Origin of the sequence: Streptomyces sp. NPDC051064 (assembly GCF_044455985.1) — a bacterium.
Classification (GTDB): Bacteria; Actinomycetota; Actinomycetes; order Streptomycetales; family Streptomycetaceae; genus Streptomyces.
Window position 1 is genome coordinate 399,996 of the sequence record NZ_JBITFK010000004.1, and the last position, 16,107, is coordinate 416,102.

General features: G+C 70.7%; 16 protein-coding genes, 2 tRNA genes and 1 pseudogene. 11 read left to right on the forward strand and 8 right to left on the reverse strand.

What is annotated here, in order from left to right; translation table 11 throughout:
- Positions 1 to 8: 8 nt before the first annotated feature.
- Positions 9 to 248, forward strand: a pseudogene (locus ACIBCU_RS16770) (AfsA-related hotdog domain-containing protein); the annotation flags it as partial.
- Between the two features lie 176 nt (positions 249 to 424).
- Here the strand turns inward: ACIBCU_RS16770 and ACIBCU_RS16775 are convergent.
- A complete protein-coding gene (locus tag ACIBCU_RS16775; RefSeq protein WP_399232348.1) occupies positions 425 to 586 on the reverse strand; it encodes a hypothetical protein in 162 nt (53 codons plus the stop codon).
- Between the two features lie 120 nt (positions 587 to 706).
- Here ACIBCU_RS16775 and ACIBCU_RS16780 point away from each other — a divergent pair, with 120 nt between their 5' ends.
- The 4 genes from ACIBCU_RS16780 to ACIBCU_RS16795 all read left to right on the forward strand — a co-directional run bounded on the left by ACIBCU_RS16780 (position 707) and on the right by ACIBCU_RS16795 (position 3,058).
- Positions 707 to 1,030 (forward strand): HAD-IA family hydrolase, encoded by a 324-nt coding sequence (locus tag ACIBCU_RS16780; protein ID WP_399232327.1) that lies wholly within the window; start codon positions 707 to 709, stop codon positions 1,028 to 1,030.
- On the forward strand, positions 1,027 to 1,809 hold the full coding sequence (locus tag ACIBCU_RS16785; protein WP_399232041.1) for an FAD-dependent oxidoreductase: 783 nt from the start codon (positions 1,027 to 1,029) through the stop codon (positions 1,807 to 1,809). The genes ACIBCU_RS16780 and ACIBCU_RS16785 overlap by 4 nt, the downstream gene beginning before the upstream one ends.
- Positions 1,806 to 2,672, forward strand: coding sequence for an FAD-dependent monooxygenase (locus ACIBCU_RS16790; protein WP_399232329.1), 867 nt, complete (start codon positions 1,806 to 1,808; stop codon positions 2,670 to 2,672). Before ACIBCU_RS16785 ends, ACIBCU_RS16790 begins: the two co-directional genes overlap by 4 nt.
- Before the next feature lie 215 nt (positions 2,673 to 2,887).
- Entirely contained in the window at positions 2,888 to 3,058 is a 171-nt protein-coding gene (locus tag ACIBCU_RS16795; protein WP_399232043.1) for a hypothetical protein, read from the forward strand.
- A gap of 64 nt (positions 3,059 to 3,122) precedes the next feature.
- Here ACIBCU_RS16795 and ACIBCU_RS16800 read toward each other — a convergent pair whose 3' ends face one another.
- Complete coding sequence (locus ACIBCU_RS16800) at positions 3,123 to 3,263, reverse strand: hypothetical protein (RefSeq protein ID WP_399232045.1); 141 nt, start codon at positions 3,261 to 3,263, stop codon at positions 3,123 to 3,125.
- 20 nt (positions 3,264 to 3,283) lie between these two features.
- Here ACIBCU_RS16800 and ACIBCU_RS16805 point away from each other — a divergent pair, with 20 nt between their 5' ends.
- The 3 genes from ACIBCU_RS16805 (at position 3,284) to ACIBCU_RS16815 (ending at position 7,291) form a co-directional block, all read left to right on the forward strand.
- Positions 3,284 to 3,562: an alpha/beta hydrolase gene (locus ACIBCU_RS16805; protein ID WP_362927516.1), complete on the forward strand. Its 279-nt coding sequence runs from the start codon at positions 3,284 to 3,286 to the stop codon at positions 3,560 to 3,562.
- A 187-nt stretch (positions 3,563 to 3,749) separates the two neighbouring features.
- Positions 3,750 to 5,987, forward strand: a complete 2,238-nt coding sequence (locus ACIBCU_RS16810) for an MMPL family transporter (protein WP_399232047.1) — start codon at positions 3,750 to 3,752, stop codon at positions 5,985 to 5,987.
- Positions 5,987 to 7,291, forward strand: coding sequence for a metallophosphoesterase (locus tag ACIBCU_RS16815; protein ID WP_399232049.1), 1,305 nt, complete (start codon positions 5,987 to 5,989; stop codon positions 7,289 to 7,291). Before ACIBCU_RS16810 ends, ACIBCU_RS16815 begins: the two co-directional genes overlap by 1 nt.
- 64 nt (positions 7,292 to 7,355) lie before the next feature.
- On the opposite strand, the gene ACIBCU_RS16820 is transcribed toward ACIBCU_RS16815, so the two are convergent.
- A tRNA-Ala gene (locus ACIBCU_RS16820) sits at positions 7,356 to 7,428 on the reverse strand.
- A gap of 170 nt (positions 7,429 to 7,598) precedes the next feature.
- Between ACIBCU_RS16820 and ACIBCU_RS16825 the strand changes: the two genes are divergently transcribed.
- Complete coding sequence (locus ACIBCU_RS16825; protein ID WP_399232051.1) at positions 7,599 to 8,147, forward strand: helix-turn-helix domain-containing protein; 549 nt, start codon at positions 7,599 to 7,601, stop codon at positions 8,145 to 8,147.
- 92 nt (positions 8,148 to 8,239) lie between these two features.
- Entirely contained in the window at positions 8,240 to 9,652 is a 1,413-nt protein-coding gene (locus ACIBCU_RS16830; protein WP_399232053.1) for a serine/threonine protein kinase, read from the forward strand.
- Between the two features lie 74 nt (positions 9,653 to 9,726).
- Here ACIBCU_RS16830 and ACIBCU_RS16835 read toward each other — a convergent pair whose 3' ends face one another.
- The gene (locus tag ACIBCU_RS16835) at positions 9,727 to 11,064 is read right to left on the reverse strand and encodes a hypothetical protein (protein WP_399232055.1); all 1,338 of its coding nucleotides are present in this window, start codon (positions 11,062 to 11,064) and stop codon (positions 9,727 to 9,729) included.
- A gap of 470 nt (positions 11,065 to 11,534) precedes the next feature.
- Positions 11,535 to 11,669 carry a DLW-39 family protein gene (locus ACIBCU_RS16840; protein ID WP_003958712.1) on the reverse strand — a complete coding sequence of 45 codons (135 nt, stop codon included), beginning with the start codon at positions 11,667 to 11,669 and terminating at the stop codon, positions 11,535 to 11,537.
- A 282-nt stretch (positions 11,670 to 11,951) separates the two neighbouring features.
- On the opposite strand from ACIBCU_RS16840, the gene ACIBCU_RS16845 reads away from it, so the two are divergent.
- The gene (locus ACIBCU_RS16845) at positions 11,952 to 12,311 is read left to right on the forward strand and encodes a DUF6344 domain-containing protein (RefSeq protein ID WP_362927521.1); all 360 of its coding nucleotides are present in this window, start codon (positions 11,952 to 11,954) and stop codon (positions 12,309 to 12,311) included.
- A gap of 293 nt (positions 12,312 to 12,604) precedes the next feature.
- On the opposite strand, the gene ACIBCU_RS16850 is transcribed toward ACIBCU_RS16845, so the two are convergent.
- From ACIBCU_RS16850 to gyrA, 3 genes are all read right to left on the reverse strand, one after another.
- A tRNA-Ile gene (locus ACIBCU_RS16850) sits at positions 12,605 to 12,681 on the reverse strand.
- A gap of 71 nt (positions 12,682 to 12,752) precedes the next feature.
- On the reverse strand, positions 12,753 to 13,349 hold the full coding sequence (locus ACIBCU_RS16855; protein ID WP_399232058.1) for a DUF3566 domain-containing protein: 597 nt from the start codon (positions 13,347 to 13,349) through the stop codon (positions 12,753 to 12,755).
- 93 nt (positions 13,350 to 13,442) lie between these two features.
- The gene (gyrA, locus tag ACIBCU_RS16860; protein ID WP_362927523.1) at positions 13,443 to 16,070 is read right to left on the reverse strand and encodes a DNA gyrase subunit A; all 2,628 of its coding nucleotides are present in this window, start codon (positions 16,068 to 16,070) and stop codon (positions 13,443 to 13,445) included.
- Positions 16,071 to 16,107: the final 37 nt, after the last annotated feature.

Genomic DNA, 16,107 nt, shown 5'->3' on the forward strand with positions numbered 1-16,107 from the left:
CTCCAGGCATGGCACTGCCCGTCAGCCGCTCGTCAGCACCCGAACCGGCCCCCGTCGGCGCCCCGGCGCCTGTGCCCCTCAGCTTCGACTCCACCCTCCCCCGCTCGGTGGTCCATCGGGCCGCCGTGGCAGAGGTCTTCGTCACCCTCCTGCTCGTCGAGGTCCTGCGGCAGTCCGGGGTGTGTGTCGCGCACCGCCATCTCGATGTGGCGACAGACAGCGCGTTCATCTTCAGCGCGCTGAATTTCGACGTAAGTGCGCCTCGGCCAGGGCGGCTCCTCGGTGAGCGAGGTCAATGTGGAGGTGGCCCAGTGGGCGTGACCGACGAGACCCGGGCGACCGCGGCCGCGTTCGCCGACGCTCCCGCGGTCACAGCGCTGGTCTGCGACTACGGGGGCGTCCTGACGAACCCGCTCGCCGAGACCTACGCGGTCCTCTGCGACAGCACCGGCATCCCGGTCGAGGACCTCCAGGTGGCCTTCGGCCGGTCCACCCGGCGGTACGGGGTGAGCCCCATGGCGGAGCTGGAGACCGGCGCCATCGCCGAGGACGAACTCGTACGCCGTGTGCTGTCCGAGCTGGACACGGATCCCGGAGACGTCCTCCGGGGCCGCCCGTTCGGCGAGGTCTGGTTCCGCGGCAGGCACACCAACGAGGAACTCACCGCCTTCCTCCGCACCGTCCGGCGGCCGGCCACCAGGTCGGTCTGTTCACCAACAACGTCCGGGAGTGGGAACCGCGCTGGCGCGCGACGCTCCCCGTCGCGGAGCTGTTCGACATCGTCGTCGACTCCTCCCGGGAGGGCGTGCGCAAGCCCGATCCCGAGATCTACCGGAGGCTCGTCGCCCGGCTCGGCGCCGACCCCGCCACCGTGCTCCTCCTGGACGACCTGGAGGAGAACTGCGCCGCCGCCCGGGCGCACGGAATGCACGCGATCCGCTTCGACACGACGGACCAGGCCGTCCGGGACGTGGGCCGTCTGATGCGCCTGCCCGCTCTCGTCGACGAACCTTCCGGAGGTACCTCATGACCCGTTCGCCCACCCCTCAGGTGCTGATCGTCGGAGCCGGGCCGACCGGTCTCACCGCGGCCTGCACCCTGCTGCGGCACGGTGTCAAGGTCAGGGTCGTGGACCGCCGGCACGGACCCACCGGCGCTCCCAAGGCGCTGATCCTGTGGAGCGGAGCCCTGGAGGTGCTCGACCGGCTGGAAACGGCGGTCGCGATCGGTGAGCGGTCGCTGCCTCTCAGCGGCGCTTCGTACTGGTCACGTGGCAGGAGGATCGCCGGACTCGGCTTCGGTGCTCTGCGCGGCACCCGCTTCCCCGGCCCGCTGTGCGTGCCGCAGCCCGTGACGGAGGAGCTGCTGTACGAGCGGCTGATCCAACTGGGCGGCGCCGTCGAATGGTCGACGGAGGCCGAGTCGGTCACCGTGGCGGCCGAGGAGGCCACCGTCGTGCTGAAGGGCCCCGGCGGGAACCCCAGCACGGCACGGGCCCGTTGGCTGATCGCCGCCGACGGCGCGCACAGCAAGGTGCGGGCTGTTCTCGGCATCCCCTTCGAAGGCAGCACGTACGCCCGGGACTTCCTCCTCGGAGACGGGCTGCTGAAGGCCGAAGGCCCCACCCGGCTGCCCGCCGCCGAGGCGCAGTACCACCTCACGCCCGACGGTGTGCTGGTCGTGGTCGCGCTTCCGGAGGGCGGCCACCGGGTCTTCTTCGACCTGCCGGCCGGAAGCGGCGAGGGCCCCCGGACGACGCCGAGCTCCAGAGGCTGCTCGACGCCCGCGGTCCCGGGGGCTGGACCCTGACCAGCACCGCGTGGACCAGCAGGTTCCGGGTGCACACCAAGGTCGCCGCGGCCTTCAGATCGGGTCCGGTCTTCCTCGCGGGTGACGCCGCGCACTGCCACAGCCCGGCGGGCGGCCAGGGTCTCAACACCGGGGTCCAGGACGGCTACGACCTGGGCTGGAAACTCGCGGCGGTCTGCGCGGGCGCGGAACCCGGCCTCCTCGACAGCTACGAGGCCGAGCGGCGGCCCAGCGCGGTCCGGGCCGTGGGCAACGCCGACCGGCAGACGAAGCTCTGGCTGCTGCGCTCGACGGTCTCCCGCTTCCTCCGGGACACCCTGCTCCGCAGGCTCTCGGCGAGTGGCGCGCTGGAGAAGCGTCTCGTGCCCGAACTCGCGCAGGTCGACCTGGACCTGACCGCCAGTCCGATCGTCTCGGGAGCCCCCTCGGACGGCGTCCGGCCGGGCCGCCGGGTCCCCGACACCGCGCTGTCCATGGTGTACGGACGGGAAGCGGACAGCCTCCACGGCTATATAGCCTCCGGCCGGCACACCGTCGTCGTGCTCGGCGTCTCCGGCACCGACACCGCCGCGGTGCGGGCGGCCGAGACGGCGGCGCGGCGTCACGCCGGCACGGCGGGCAGCAACGTCGACGTACTGCTGATCCGCCCGACCGACCGCGGCGACACCTTCTCCGTGCCCAGCGCGCTGCCCGCCCACGACGTCGCCGCCGGCCGGTACGGCACCACCACCCAGGCCATGTACGTCCGCCCCGACGGCGTCGTCGGCGCCCTGGTGCCCCTCGACCATCCGGGCCGCATCGCCGAGCTGCTCGCCAGGATCCCGGTCGGCGGTGAGCAGGGCCGTGTCCCGTACATCTCCTGAGACCCGTTACATCTCCTGAGACCCGTTCCGCGGGCCGGCGCCTCGGTTCCTGGTCCGTCCTCCTGTTCACCCTCCTCTTCGCGGCGAACTCCGTCGTCATCGGTGCGGATGTCGGCGACCGGCTGCTGGGCGGTGGCACGGACGACCCGTCCTCCACCTCCTCGCGCGCCGGTGCACTGCTGGAGCAGCACTTCCCGTCGAGCGCCCCCGATCTGGTGCTGCTGGTCCGTGGTGAGGACGGTGCGGGCGTCGACAGCGAACAGGTGGCCGCGCAGGGCGCCCGGCTGGCCGAACGCCTTGCCTTCGAGCCCCGGGTCTCCGGCGTGGTCTCCTACTGGCAGACCGGCTCGGAGCGTCTGCGGTCCGCGACCGTTCCGAGGCGCTGATCCTCGCGCACCTCGAAGGCGACGACGACACGGCCGCCAGGACCTACGACCGGCCGGCCCCGCGCTACCGGGGCAGCCCACCCGACGCGGACGCGCTGGACGTCTCGCTGGGCGGCAGCGTCGCCGTGCAGGAAGAGATCGAGACGACCATCGCGGCCGACCTGCTCACGGCCGAACTCATCGCGCTGCCGCTGACGCTGATCATCCTGGTGCTCGTCTTCGGCGGTGCCGCACCAGAACCGCCACCCCTGCGGCGACATGGTCTCCCAGCTCGGCGCGGTGCTCGTCGACCTGCGCGAGCTGAAGACCATCACCGTGCCCGTCCTCTTCATGTACGGCGAGAAGGACGCGCGCGTGGAGGGTGGCGAGGAGCACCGTGCGCTCTTCACCGGCGCCGAGGACACCCAGCTGATCGACATCCCGGACGCCGGCCACTACATGGGTATGGCCCGCCGGGCCCCGCTGGTCCACGACACCCTCGCCGAGTGGCTCGACCGGCGCTGAACCGGCTCGAAATCTCCCGCACGCAAGGGGGGCCCGCCCGTGCCTCACGCGCCCTCGCCCAACCACCGCCGCACGCCCCGCCGGACTTCAGCGAATCTTCCAGCGAGTGGTCAGCGGCGGCGTTCATCGTCGACCGTGCGGAGCCGTCCTGCCTTCCTCCCACCCCGATACCCAGGGAGCTCACCCCATGTCAGCCACACCGTCCACGCTCCACCGGCTCGGCGCCTTCGCCGCAGCCCGGCGGCGCACCGTCCTGATCGCCGGTGCGGTCCTCTTCCTGCTCGCCGGGGCATTCGGCGCGGGGGCGCAGGCCGCCCTGTCGCTGTCGCGCTTCGAGGCGCCCGGCTCCCAGTCGGACACCGCGGAGCAGATCCTTCACGAGGAGTTCAAGGACGGCTCCCCGAACTACGTCCTCCTGGTCACCGCCAAGGACGGCGGGACGGTCGACGACCCCGAGGTGGCCGCCGAGGGCCGGAAGCTGACCGAGGACCTGGCCGGACGCGAGGGCGTCGACACGGCCGGCTCCTACTGGTCGCGCGGTGAGAACAGCGCCCTGGTCAGCGAGGACCGCTCGCAGGCACTCGTGGTGGCCTGGCTCCGGGGAACGGCCACCGAGGTCCGGACCGACCTGGCCACCATCACCCCTGACTTCACCAAGGACACCGAGCTCCTCACCGTGCGCCCCGGCGGCCAGGACGAGGTCTTCCGGCAGGTCGGCGAGGAGACCCGGCGGGACTTCCTGCGCGCGGAGGCCGTCGTCGTCCCCGCCGTGCTCCTGCTGCTCCTCTGGGTCTACCGGCGCTGGTCCGCCGCAGGACTGACGCTCGGTGTCGGCTTCTTCTCCGTACTGGCCACGCTCGCGATGCTGCGCGGCGTCACCGCGTTCACCGAGGTATCGACCTTCGCCGCCAACCTGGCACTCGTCCTCGGCCTCGGACTCGGCCTGGACTACAGCCTGTTCATCATCTCCCGATTCCGTGAGGAGATGGCCGCCACTCCGGGATCCACCGACGCGGACCGGCACGCGGCGGTCGTCCGCACGGTAGCCAGCGCCGGCCGGACCGTCCTGTTCAGCGGCTTCACCGTCGCCGCCTCGCTGGCGGCACTGTTCCTCTTCCCCTTCCCGTTCCTCCAGTCCTTCGCATGGGCCGGCATCGCGGTGGTCGGGTCCGCGGCGTTCGGCGCGGTCGTCCTGCTGCCGGCCGCCCTGGCGGCGGTCGGCCGGCGCACCCTGCGGCCGGGCAGGACCGCACCCGCCGTGGAGTCCGGTCGCTGGTACCGCAACACCCTGAAGGTCATGCGCAGACCGCTCCTCTACGGCCTTCCCGTACTGATCGCCCTGCTCGCCCTGGGCGCGCCCTTCCTCGGCGCCCGGTTCGGCCTGCCCGACGAGCGCGTGCTTCCCGCGAGCGCGTCCAGCCGCGTCGTGCAGGAGGAGATCCGCACCGGCTTCGCGGCCGAGGAGACCGACGCGCTGCAGATCGTCACGACCGGCGAGGCGACGGGGAACACGTCCGGCTCGGACTACCCGGAGCGGCTGTCGCAGGTCCCCGGGGTCTTCCAGGTGGACACCGGGAGCGGCACGTACCGCGACGGCGACCGGGCGGGCGCGACCTCCGATCCCGGCCGCTTCGAGGCCGGTGAGCACACCCGTCTGACGGTCGTCCCCGACCAGGAGGCGCTGGCCGGCGACATGGCGCAGTTCGTGGAACGGGTACGCGCGGTGGAAGCCCCGTACACCGAAGTACACGTGGGCGGGTTCCCCGCCGCGATGACGGACTTCCGCGGAGAGCTTCTCGACCGCCTGCCGTACGTCGTCGCCCTGATCCTGCTGGTCACCTTCGTCATCCTCTTCCTGATGACGGGCAGTCTGCTCATTCCGGCCAAGGCCACGATCGCCAACATCCTCAGCCTCAGCGTGATGTTCGGCGTGCTGGTCTGGGTCTTCCAGGACGGCAACCTCTCCGGTCTCCTCGGCTTCACCGCGAGCGGCCGTATGGAGCCGAGCATCCCCATCCTGATGTTCTGCATCGCCTACGGGCTGTCCATGGACTACGAGGTCTTCATCATGGCCCGGATCAAGGAGGCGTACGACCGGACCGGGGACAACACGAGCGCGGTCGCCGAAGGCATCCAGCGCAGCGCCCCACTCGTCACCTCGGCCGCCGCGATCCTCGCCCTCACCTTCGCGGCCTACGCCACGGGGGGCGTGGTCTTCCTGAAGGAGCTGGGCATCGGCATGGCACTGGCGGTCCTCGTCGACGCCCTGCTGATCCGCACTCTCCTCGTCCCGGCCTTCATGGGACTGGCGGGCAAGGCCAACTGGTGGGCACCGGCCCCGCTGCGCCGTCTGCACGCCCGGTACGGAATCAGTGAAGCGCCCGCCGCCGAGACGCCCCGCCAGGACCTGATCGAGGCGAAGTAATGCTCGCACCCCTGGTGAACCTGCTCATCGTCGTGGCCTCCGCGCTCATCCACCGGTGGCTGTGGGTCCGGCTGGTGCGCGACACCACCCGGCCGGGCGGCACGGCCCGCCGGGTGGGGACCGTCGCGATCGTCGCCTCAGCGGCGCTCGCGGCCGCCCCGCGCATCCTCGTCCCGGCCCTCGGCCCGGACACGGGAAGGCCGCTGGCCTGGACGGGTTACGTCTGGCTGGGTGTGCTGCTGTACCTGATCCTGGTCCTGCTGGTGCTGGAGATCCCGCGTGCGGTCCTCGGGATCCGGGCGCTCGCGCGGCGACGGAACGGCGCGGCGCGCCCGGCGGCGGTCCCGGAGCCCGTGAGGGTCCCGGCGACGACCGTTTCACGTGAAACAGGGGAAGCTTCTCCGGGGGCCGGCCAGGCACCCGGAGAAGTGGGCGACGCCACCGGCTGCGGGCGGGATACCGGGCCCGCGCGTCCGGACCGGCGCCTCTTCCTCAGCCGCGCGGGCGCACTCACCGCGGGCGCCATAGCCGCCACCACCACCGGATTCGGCATGCGTACGGCGCTCGGCGACCCGGTGGTCAACCGGGTGCCCATCCGCATCGCCGGCCTGGCCCGGCCGCTCTCCGGGCTGCGGATCGCGGTCGTCAGCGATCTGCACCTCGGTCCGCTCCTGGGGCGCTCCCACACCGAGCGAATCGTCCGGATGATCAACGGTCTGGAGGCCGACGTCGTGACGGTCGTCGGCGACCTGGCGGACGGGACACGCTCCGAACTGGCTCCGGCCGCCCGCCCGTTGCGCCATCTGGAATCCACGCACGGCGCGTTCTTCGTGACGGGCAACCACGAGTACATGTTCGACGGGGCAGAGGCCTGGGTCGAGGAACTGCACGATCTCGGAGTCACCACGCTCCTCAACGAACGGAGGGAGATCCGCCACCACGGGGCCGTGCTCGATCTGGCCGGTGTGGAGGACCTGTCCGCTGCCGAGCACGGGCGCGGGCCGGACTACGCACGGGCTCTCGGCGGGCGGGACACCAGCCGGCCGGTCGTCCTCATGGCACATCAGCCCGTGATGATCGAGGAGGCGGCCCGGCACGGGGTCGACCTCCAGCTCTCCGGCCACACCCACGGCGGCCAGATGTTCCCGCTCACAGAACTGACCAAGCTCGCCAACCCCGTCGTCTCCGGCCTCGGAAAGGTCGACGACACCCAGCTGTACGTCACCAACGGCGCCGGATTCTTCGGCCCGCCGGTACGGGTCGGCGCAGATCCCGAGATCACCGTGATCGAACTGCGTGCCTGAAGGCCGCCCGATCGTAAAAATGCCCCCTGATCTGCGCCTACGGCGATCAGGGGGCATCGGGTTGTGGAGCCTAGGAGATTCGAACTCCTGACATCTGCCTTGCAAAGGCAGCGCTCTACCAACTGAGCTAAGGCCCCGAAAGCCGGACACCACGGAACAAAACCACGCCGCGACGTCCGTCGCAGAACAGAGTACCGGGTGACCCCCCGAATCCTGCAAAAGGATTGGGGCTCCCGGCCCGCAACGGCTCTCCGTAAGATGCACGACGAGGTTCGCAGCAGCGAAGCCGCAGCGAAGGGGAGACGCAATGGACGCAGCGCAGCAAGAGGCGACGGCTAGAGCCCGGGAGCTCCAGCGCAGCTGGTACGGAGAGCCGCTGGGGGCGCTCTTCCGCAGGCTGATCGACGACCTCGGCCTCAACCAGGCACGCCTCGCGGCGGTGCTCGGGCTGTCCGCCCCCATGCTCTCTCAGTTGATGAGCGGGCAGCGGGCCAAGATCGGCAATCCCGCGGTCGTCCAGCGGGTCCAGGCACTTCAGGAGCTCGCCAGCCACGTGGCGGACGGCAGCGTCAGCGCGGGAGAGGCCACCGACCGGATGGAAGAGATCAAGAAGTCGCAGGGCGGCTCGGTCCTGACCAACACCGGCCAGACCTCCACCACGGGTGGTGCCCCCACCGTGCGGCGCGTGGTCCGTGAGATCCAGTCGCTGCTGCGGTCGGTCGCCGCGGCCGGCGACATCATCGATGCGGCGGACTCCCTCGCCCCGGCCCACCCCGAGCTGGCAGAGTTCCTCAGGGTGTACGGAGCGGGACGCACCGCGGACGCGGTCGCGCACTACGAAGGCCACCAGAGCTAAGGCCCGGGGCCGCCCCCCGGGGCGGCCGGCCGTGGCAGTATCCCGACAGCCGGGGCACGAACCGAAACGGGAACGGGAGCGGGCGCAGCGCAATGGGTGAGGTCTTCGCTGGTCGGTACGAGCTGGTCGATCCGATCGGACGTGGTGGGGTCGGCGCCGTCTGGCGCGCGTGGGACCACCGGCGCCGCCGGTACGTGGCGGCCAAGGTCCTGCAGCAGAGCGACGCGCACACGCTGCTGCGCTTCGTCCGTGAGCAGGCGCTGCGGATCGAGCATCCGCACGTTCTCGCGCCGGCCAGCTGGGCCGCCGACGACGACAAGGTCCTGTTCACGATGGATCTGGTCAGCGGTGGTTCGCTGGCCCATGTCATCGGCGACTACGGCCCGTTGCCCCCGCGGTTCGTCTGTCTCCTGCTCGATCAGCTGTTGTCCGGGCTGTCCACGGTGCACGCCGAGGGAGTCGTGCATCGCGACATCAAACCGGCCAACATCCTTATGGAGGCCACCGGTACGGGCCGGCCGCATCTGCGGCTCTCCGACTTCGGCATCTCGATGCGGAAGGGTGAGCCGCGGCTGACGGAGACCAACTACGTGGTGGGCACGCCCGGTTACTTCGCTCCCGAGCAGATGATGGGAGCGGAGCCCGACTTCCCGGCGGACCTCTTCGCCGTCGGGCTCGTCGCGCTCTATCTGCTGCAGGGCCAGAAGCCGGACTCCAAGGCGCTGATCGAGTACTTCGTCGCGCACGGCACCCCGGGCGCGCCCCAGGGTGTGCCGGAGCCCTTGTGGCAGGTCCTCGCCGGCCTGCTGCAGCCGGACCCGCACGCCCGATTCCGTACGGCCACAGGTGCGCGCAAGGCGCTGACCGCGGCGGTCGAGATGCTGCCGGAGGCCGGCCCGGACGACGAGCGGGTCGAAGTGTTCGACCAGATCGGCCCGCTTCCCGCGGGGTTCGGCCCCGAAGGACCCGCCACCGGCCCCGAGACACCCGGCAACGGGCCGCAGACGCCCGCACAGGCCGTCGGGGCGCCGCCGCCCGCACCCCAGCCCTCGCAGCAGCCGTACGCGCCGGAGGGCCAGGGACAGCAGCCCTACGCCCCTCCGCAGGGCACGCCGGGGCAGCAGCCGTACGCCCCTCCCTCGTCGATGTCGGAGACGGGCAGCTTCCATCTCGCGCCGCCCCCGCAGCAGCCCGCCCCGATCCCGCACCCGGCGCAGCCGCGGACGCCGTCGTCCGCACCGCTGCCGACGCACGCGGCGTCCCCCTACGCCTCCGACGCCGGCCCGGATCTCGCCCAGGCCGCCACGGCCGCCGTGCCGTACGGGACCACGCCCACGCGCCCGTACACCACTCAGCACCCGCAGGCTCCCCAGCACGTCGCACCGGCCGCCCCGCGGCCCGCCCCCGCGAAGCGGCCGGGACCGTCCCCGAAGGTGGCGGTCCCGGTGCTGGTGGTGGCGCTGATCTGCTTCGCGGTGGGGATCTGGGCCCTCACCCAAGCCTGAGGGACCAGCGCTCACCCAGGCCTGAGGATCTGGGCCCTCACCCGGTTGAGCGCCCTCCCGGACGTCCGAACCGCCTACCAGGCCTGCGGCGGGCCGCCGAACGGCGGCTGACCGCCCGCACCCGGCGGCACGGCGGCCGGAGCCGCCCGGCGCCTGGCCAGCAGGGTCCACGCCCCGAGCCCCAGCAGCAGCACGGAACCCGCGCCGATGCCCGCCGCGGCGACCGTCTTCATCGTGTCGCTCTCACCGGCCTCGGGCGCGCTCCGGCCGCTCTTGGCCATGTCCCTGTCGTCGTCCGTGACCCCGAAGATCCCGGCGTCCCCCTGGTAGGGCGACGGCTCACTGTCGTTGACGACCTTCACCTTGAGTGTCAGCCCGAGGGCCCCGTCCCCGTAGTGCTCGGCGACCTCGGGCGAGAGCGTCACCGACAGGTAGTACCAGCCCGCGAAGCGCATGGCGCTGACGTCGGCCGCCGAGTCGTAGCGGTTCTCGTACGCCACCGGGGGAAGCGGGTCCAGGGCCACCGAGTTGGGCGTCCCGGAGTACGACAGCGTCGCGTCGTCCACATGGCCACGCGCCGGGTTGTCCAGGGCCAGCGCCAGGGCGTTTCCGAGATACTCCGTCGACTTGCCGCTGTTGCTCAGCGCGGCCGTGGCGAAGAGCTGCTGCCCCCAGTCCACAGGAACCCGGTAGAAGCGTGTCTGCCCCGGCGCGATCGTGTCGGCCCATTCACCGGTGTCCAGGCTGGTGGCGTCGTAGAAACCGCTGCCGCCGGACCGCTTCTGCTTGCCGGCGGGCGGCGTCGGCGAGGCGGAGGACCAGTTCTCCGGCGCCTCGGTCGGCATGGACTTCTTGTCCTTGAGCGCCGGTTCGTTCTCGAAGCGCAGCTCCAGGTCCCAGGCTTCGGGGGACGACGTCGCCTTGCTCTCCCGCTCGATCAGGACGTTGTACGTGCCACCCGCCGCGCACGTCGTGCTGTCCTTCTCCACGGTCCGACGGGCGTAGGCGGCGATCGGACGGGGGAACTCCGCCGACTCGAAGTCCGCGTCCTCGGAACTGCACAGGTTGTCGTCGAGGTCCCTCATGCTGATCGTGATGCCGTCGCCGTAGGCGACCTTCCCACCGGCCTTCGGCACCGCCACGGCGGAGACGTAGGCATCCGTCCTGTCGTCGAGCTCCAGACGGTAGTAGAGCTTCTGCCCCTGCCCGATGGAGCTCTTGTAGACCGACCCCGGCTTCAGCTCCGCCGCGTCGGCGTTGGACTCCGCGCCCTGGACCGCCTCCGCCGCGGGGTCGAAGGTGTACGCCGCAGGGCCGTCGGCCGCGTGCGCCTGCCCCGGCAGCGCCGCCACCGCGCACACCGCCGCGATCGTCGCGAGCGTCACCCGGCCCCTGTTGCGCTGCCTGTTCACGCGCTTCCCCTCGTCGTCTGCGTACCTGCCCTGCGCCGGCCGCGTACGAGCAGGAAACCCGGCGGTCAGAGCGACCGCGGCGCCCGCTCCGGCGGCGGCCGCGATGCCGGTCCATCCTGCCCCGCCCGTACCACCGCTGTCTGCGGCCCCCGCCGTACTGCCGCCATTGCCCGCCTTCGTACCGTGCCGGTACGGACGCCCCGGCGGGCAGCACCGCCGCCACCAGGGCGAACAGCGCCCCGCCGGTCATGACCGCCGTCCTCACCCTGCGGCGTCACGTGGCCGCTCTCGTGCGTGCGTTCACCGAACCCCCCTCGGTCACCCGTCATCACCATCGTTTTGCTCATGCAACATAGTGATTTGCTTAGGTGAATTCAAGGGTGCGGTCGTCACGGTCGCGCACCAGCGGACCCGGGCAGCAGAAAGCCCCGGCCGCTGGGCGACCGGGGCTTCTAGCAGACTGTTCCGTCTCACACACCTGAACCTGCGGGCACGGAGTCGGTCGCCTCCGTCCACAGATCCTGCTCGGCGCGATCCGCCTGGATCTGGCGGTACACGAGGAGCCCGCCGATGGCGGCCAGTGCGACCAGGAGAAGCTTCTTCACCGCGCGACCTCGTCTTTCCTTGACGTAAGGGACTTCTGCCGCCCGACTATACACACCGACCGATACCGATCGGTGACCTCCCCGGCACCCCGTCGCCGCCTGCTCCGGACCCCTGCCGAGGCCCCTCGGGACCCCCCGAAGCGGGTTTTCCGAGCCGGTTGAACCATAAGAGTGGTGTTCATCAGAAGATCGGCGCACCGGGGGCGTCGGTCCCGGTTTCCAGGGCCCGGATCCACATCATCGGAAAGGTAAGCAAACCGGACCACCTGAAAGCGAGGGGCCATGAGCACCTTCAGGGTCAAGAGCATCTGGACCGCCTTCATCACCGCCTTCTTCGCGCTTCTCGCGTCGCTGGGCCTCGCCACCGCCCAGGCCACGGCCGCGGAGCCGACGGCCACGAGCCACGAGCACACGGGTGCGAACCCGGCAACCGCGACCACGCCGTCGGTGCGATGGACCCTTCCGCGTGACAGGGCGCTGCCACCCACGATGAAGCAGCGCATCCGCGCCGAGGCGCACGGCTCCTCGCCCGCCACCCGCCAGCTGTCCGCCGACACCACGGACGCACCCGAGGCGACGAACAGCACCCGCTCCGCCCACAGCGCCACACCTGCCGGGGACTCGGCCCCGCTGCCACCCTGAGGGCGCCGCGTACGCCACCCAGGCCCCTGGTCCGGTTCACACCGGCGGGGGCCTTTTCCGTGCCTCCGTACGCGCCCCCGCCGAAGCCGGCCGGGGGAGACCCCGGACGGCGTCCGGCCTCTCTCCCGGGCTGTGCCGGAGGGCGTCCCGCTTCTCTCCCGGAGGGCCCGGCCCGCGTCCGGCTCCCCGGGGGCGACGCCGGGCGGCGGTCAGGTCACATCCACCGCCGGCCCCCGGCCTCCCCCCGGACATGCAGAAGGCCCCCCACCGTTTCCGGTGGGGGGCCTTCCTGCTGGTGGGGCTAACAGGATTTGAACCTGTGGCCTCATCCTTATCAGGGATGCGCTCTAACCAACTGAGCTATAGCCCCGCCGCGCTGCTGCGCTGACTTCTGAAGATTAGCGCACGTCGGGGCCAGTCCCAAAATCGATACCCGGCGCCCTACTCGTCCTCGGCGAGAGTGAGCTCCACACCACCGACGAAGCCGGCCGACAGGTTGTAGATGAACGCGCCCAGCGTCGCCAGCGCGGTGGCCAGCACCACATCGATCACGGCGATGACCGACGTGAAGATGAGGACGCGCGGCAGCGAGAGGAACGACTGCAGATCGAAGCCGTTGCTCTCGTTCGATCCGGTGGCCTCGCTGATCGTGCCGCCCACCGTCTCGAAGACGCCCATGGCGTCCATCACCATCCACAGCACGGCGGCCGCGACCACCGTGCAGATGCCGAGCGCGATGGAGAGCAGGAAGCTGACCTTCATCACCGACCACGGATCGGCCTTCGCCACCCGCAGTCGCGCCTTACGGGTACGCGGAGTGGTCCGCGCCCCGGTCCGGGGCAGCCGGGTCGCCTGCGCTCCGCCCACGCCCTGTACACCGCCCTGAGTTCCGCCGCCCTTCGTACCGCCCGCAGGGGACTGGTACGCCTGCGGCGGGTGGTAAGGACCCGCCTGTCCCGCCGCGGGCTCACGCTCGCCGGGCAACGGCCCGGTCGCGTAACCCTCGTACTGCGGCTGAGGTCCCCGAGTGTCCGTCACAGTGCCCCCTTGGGAGTCCGTGGCAGGGCCACGGGCGCCGTGCGCGCCTGCTCCGGAAGCGGCCGAACCGGCGCCCGTGGCTCCACTCACGCTCTACTCCTCGTGCTCCCCGGCCGAGGGCGCCGTGCCCTCGACTGTGCCCTCGACCACGCTCGCGGCATCGGCCTCGACCGTGGCGCCTTCGGCCTCATCGGTCCCGTCGACCTCTTCGGCCTCACGACCGGCCTCGGCGTTGCGCGCGATGCCGACGACGGCATCACGCTTGCCCAGATTGATCAGTTGGACGCCCATGGTGTCACGGCCCGTCTCCCTGACTTCATTGACTCGCGTACGAATCACACCGCCTCCGAGCGTGATGGCGAGGATCTCGTCCGCTTCCTCCACCACCAGCGCGCCGACGAGCGATCCGCGGTCCTCGACGATCTTGGCGGCCTTGATGCCCAGACCACCACGACCCTGGACGCGGTACTCGTCCACCGCGGTCCGCTTCGCGTACCCGCCGTCGGTGGCAGTGAACACGAACGTACCGGGCCGGACAACATTCATCGAGAGCAGTTCGTCGCCCTCGCGGAAACTCATGCCCTTCACGCCCGAGGTGGCGCGGCCCATCGGGCGCAGCGCGTCGTCGGTCGCGGTGAACCTGATCGACTGGGCCTTCCTGCTGATGAGCAGCAGGTCGTCCTCGGCCGACACCAGCTCGGCGCCGATGAGTTCGTCGTCGCTGCCGTCCTGGGTCTCCCGCAGGTTGATCGCGATGACACCGCCCGAACGCGGGGAGTCGTAGTCCTTCAGCGCGGTCTTCTTCACCAGACCGCCCTTCGTGGCCAGGATCAGATAGGGCGCGGCCTCGTAGTCGCGGATCGCCAGGATCTGGGCGATCTGCTCGTCCGGCTGGAACGCCAGCAGGTTCGCGACGTGCTGGCCACGCGCGTCCCGGCCGGCATCCGGCAGTTCGTACGCCTTGGCCCGGTAGACCCGGCCCTTGTTCGTGAAGAACAGCAGCCAGTGATGGGTCGTCGACACGAAGAAGTGGTCGACGATGTCGTCTTCCCTGAGCTTCGTGCCCCGCACGCCCTTGCCGCCGCGCTTCTGCGAACGGTAGTCGTCCGTCTTCGTGCGCTTGACGTAGCCGCCGCGCGAGATGGTGACGACGATGTCTTCCTCGGCGATCAGGTCCTCGATGGACATGTCGCCGTCGAACGGGACCAGCTTGGAGCGCCGGTCGTCACCGAACTTGTCGACGATCGCCGCCAGCTCCTCGCTGACGATCTGACGCTGCTTCGCGGGCGAGGCCAGGATCTCGTTGTACTCGTTGATCTTCGCCTGGAGCTCGTCGTGCTCGGCGGTGATCTTCTGGTGCTCCAGCGCGGCCAGGCGGCGCAGCTGCATCTCCAGGATCGCGTTCGCCTGGAGCTCGTCGATCTCCAGCAGGCCCATCAGGCCCTCGCGCGCGATCTCCACGGTGTTGCTGCGCCGGATGAGTGCGATGACCTCGTCGATCGCGTCCAGCGCCTTGAGCAGGCCGCGCAGGATGTGCGCCCGCTCCTCGGCCTTGCGCAGCCGGAACTTCGTACGCCGGACGATGACCTCGATCTGGTGCGTCACCCAGTGGCGGATGAACGCGTCGATCGACAGCGTGCGCGGCACCCCGTCGACGAGCGCCAGCATGTTCGCGCCGAAGTTCGACTGCAGGTCGGTGTGCTTGTAGAGGTTGTTGAGCACGACCTTGGCGACCGCGTCACGCTTCAGCACGACGACCAGGCGCTGGCCCGTACGCGAGGAGGTCTCGTCCCGGACGTCCGCGATGCCGCCGACCTTGCCGTCCTTCACCAGGTCGGCGATCTTCTGCGCGAGGTTGTCGGGGTTGGTCTGGTACGGGAGCTCCGTGACGACCAGGCACTGCCTGTTCTGGATCTCCTCGACCGCGACGACCGCGCGCATCGTGATCGAGCCACGGCCCGTGCGGTACGCCTCCTCGATGCCCTTACGGCCCACGACCAGCGCGCCGGTCGGGAAGTCCGGGCCCTTGATCCGCTCGATGAGGGCGTCCAGGAGCTCCTCGTGCGAGGCCTCCGGGTGCTCCAGGTACCACTGCGCGCCGGCGGCGACCTCACGCAGGTTGTGCGGCGGGATGTTGGTCGCCATACCGACCGCGATGCCCGCGGAACCGTTCACCAGGAGGTTCGGGAAGCGCGCCGGCAGAACCGTCGGCTCCTGGTTGCGGCCGTCGTAGTTGTCCTGGAAGTCGACGGTCTCCTCGTCGATGTCCCGGACCATCTCCATGGACAGCGGCATCATCTTGCACTCGGTGTACCGCATGGCCGCGGCCGGGTCGTTGCCCGGGGAACCGAAGTTGCCGTTGGAGTCCACCAGCGGCATGCGCATCGACCAGTGCTGCGCCAGTCGCACGAGCGCGTCGTAGATCGAGGAGTCGCCGTGCGGGTGGTACGTACCCATGACGTCACCGACGACACGGGCGCACTTGTAGAAGCCCTTCTCGGGCCGGTAGCCGCCGTCGTACATCGCGTACAGCACCCGGCGGTGGACGGGCTTCAGACCGTCCCGCACGTCGGGCAGGGCACGCGACACGATGACGGACATCGCGTAGTCGAGGTAGGAGCGCTGCATCTCCGTCTCGAGCCCCACGGGCTCGACACGCATACCCACGCCCGGGACGGCGGGCTCCTCTTCGGGCATCACAGGGGTGTTCTCGTCGGCCATTGCTGGTCAAAGTCCTTTCGCGCTGCGGCTTGCTTGT

Excerpts from the sequence above, each read along its gene's own strand:
- ACIBCU_RS16785 (WP_399232041.1), top strand. The coding sequence starts at position 1,027 with ATGACCCGTTCGCCCACCCCTCAGGTGCTGATCGTCGGAGCCGGGCCG.
- ACIBCU_RS16800 (WP_399232045.1), bottom strand. The coding sequence starts at position 3,263 with ATGATCAGCGTCAGCGGCAGCGCGATGAGTTCGGCCGTGAGCAGGTCG.
- ACIBCU_RS16810 (WP_399232047.1), top strand. The coding sequence starts at position 3,750 with ATGTCAGCCACACCGTCCACGCTCCACCGGCTCGGCGCCTTCGCCGCA.
- ACIBCU_RS16815 (WP_399232049.1), top strand. The coding sequence starts at position 5,987 with ATGCTCGCACCCCTGGTGAACCTGCTCATCGTCGTGGCCTCCGCGCTC.
- ACIBCU_RS16825 (WP_399232051.1), top strand. The coding sequence starts at position 7,599 with ATGGACGCAGCGCAGCAAGAGGCGACGGCTAGAGCCCGGGAGCTCCAG.
- ACIBCU_RS16830 (WP_399232053.1), top strand. The coding sequence starts at position 8,240 with ATGGGTGAGGTCTTCGCTGGTCGGTACGAGCTGGTCGATCCGATCGGA.
- ACIBCU_RS16845 (WP_362927521.1), top strand. The coding sequence starts at position 11,952 with ATGAGCACCTTCAGGGTCAAGAGCATCTGGACCGCCTTCATCACCGCC.
- gyrA (WP_362927523.1), bottom strand. The coding sequence starts at position 16,070 with ATGGCCGACGAGAACACCCCTGTGATGCCCGAAGAGGAGCCCGCCGTC.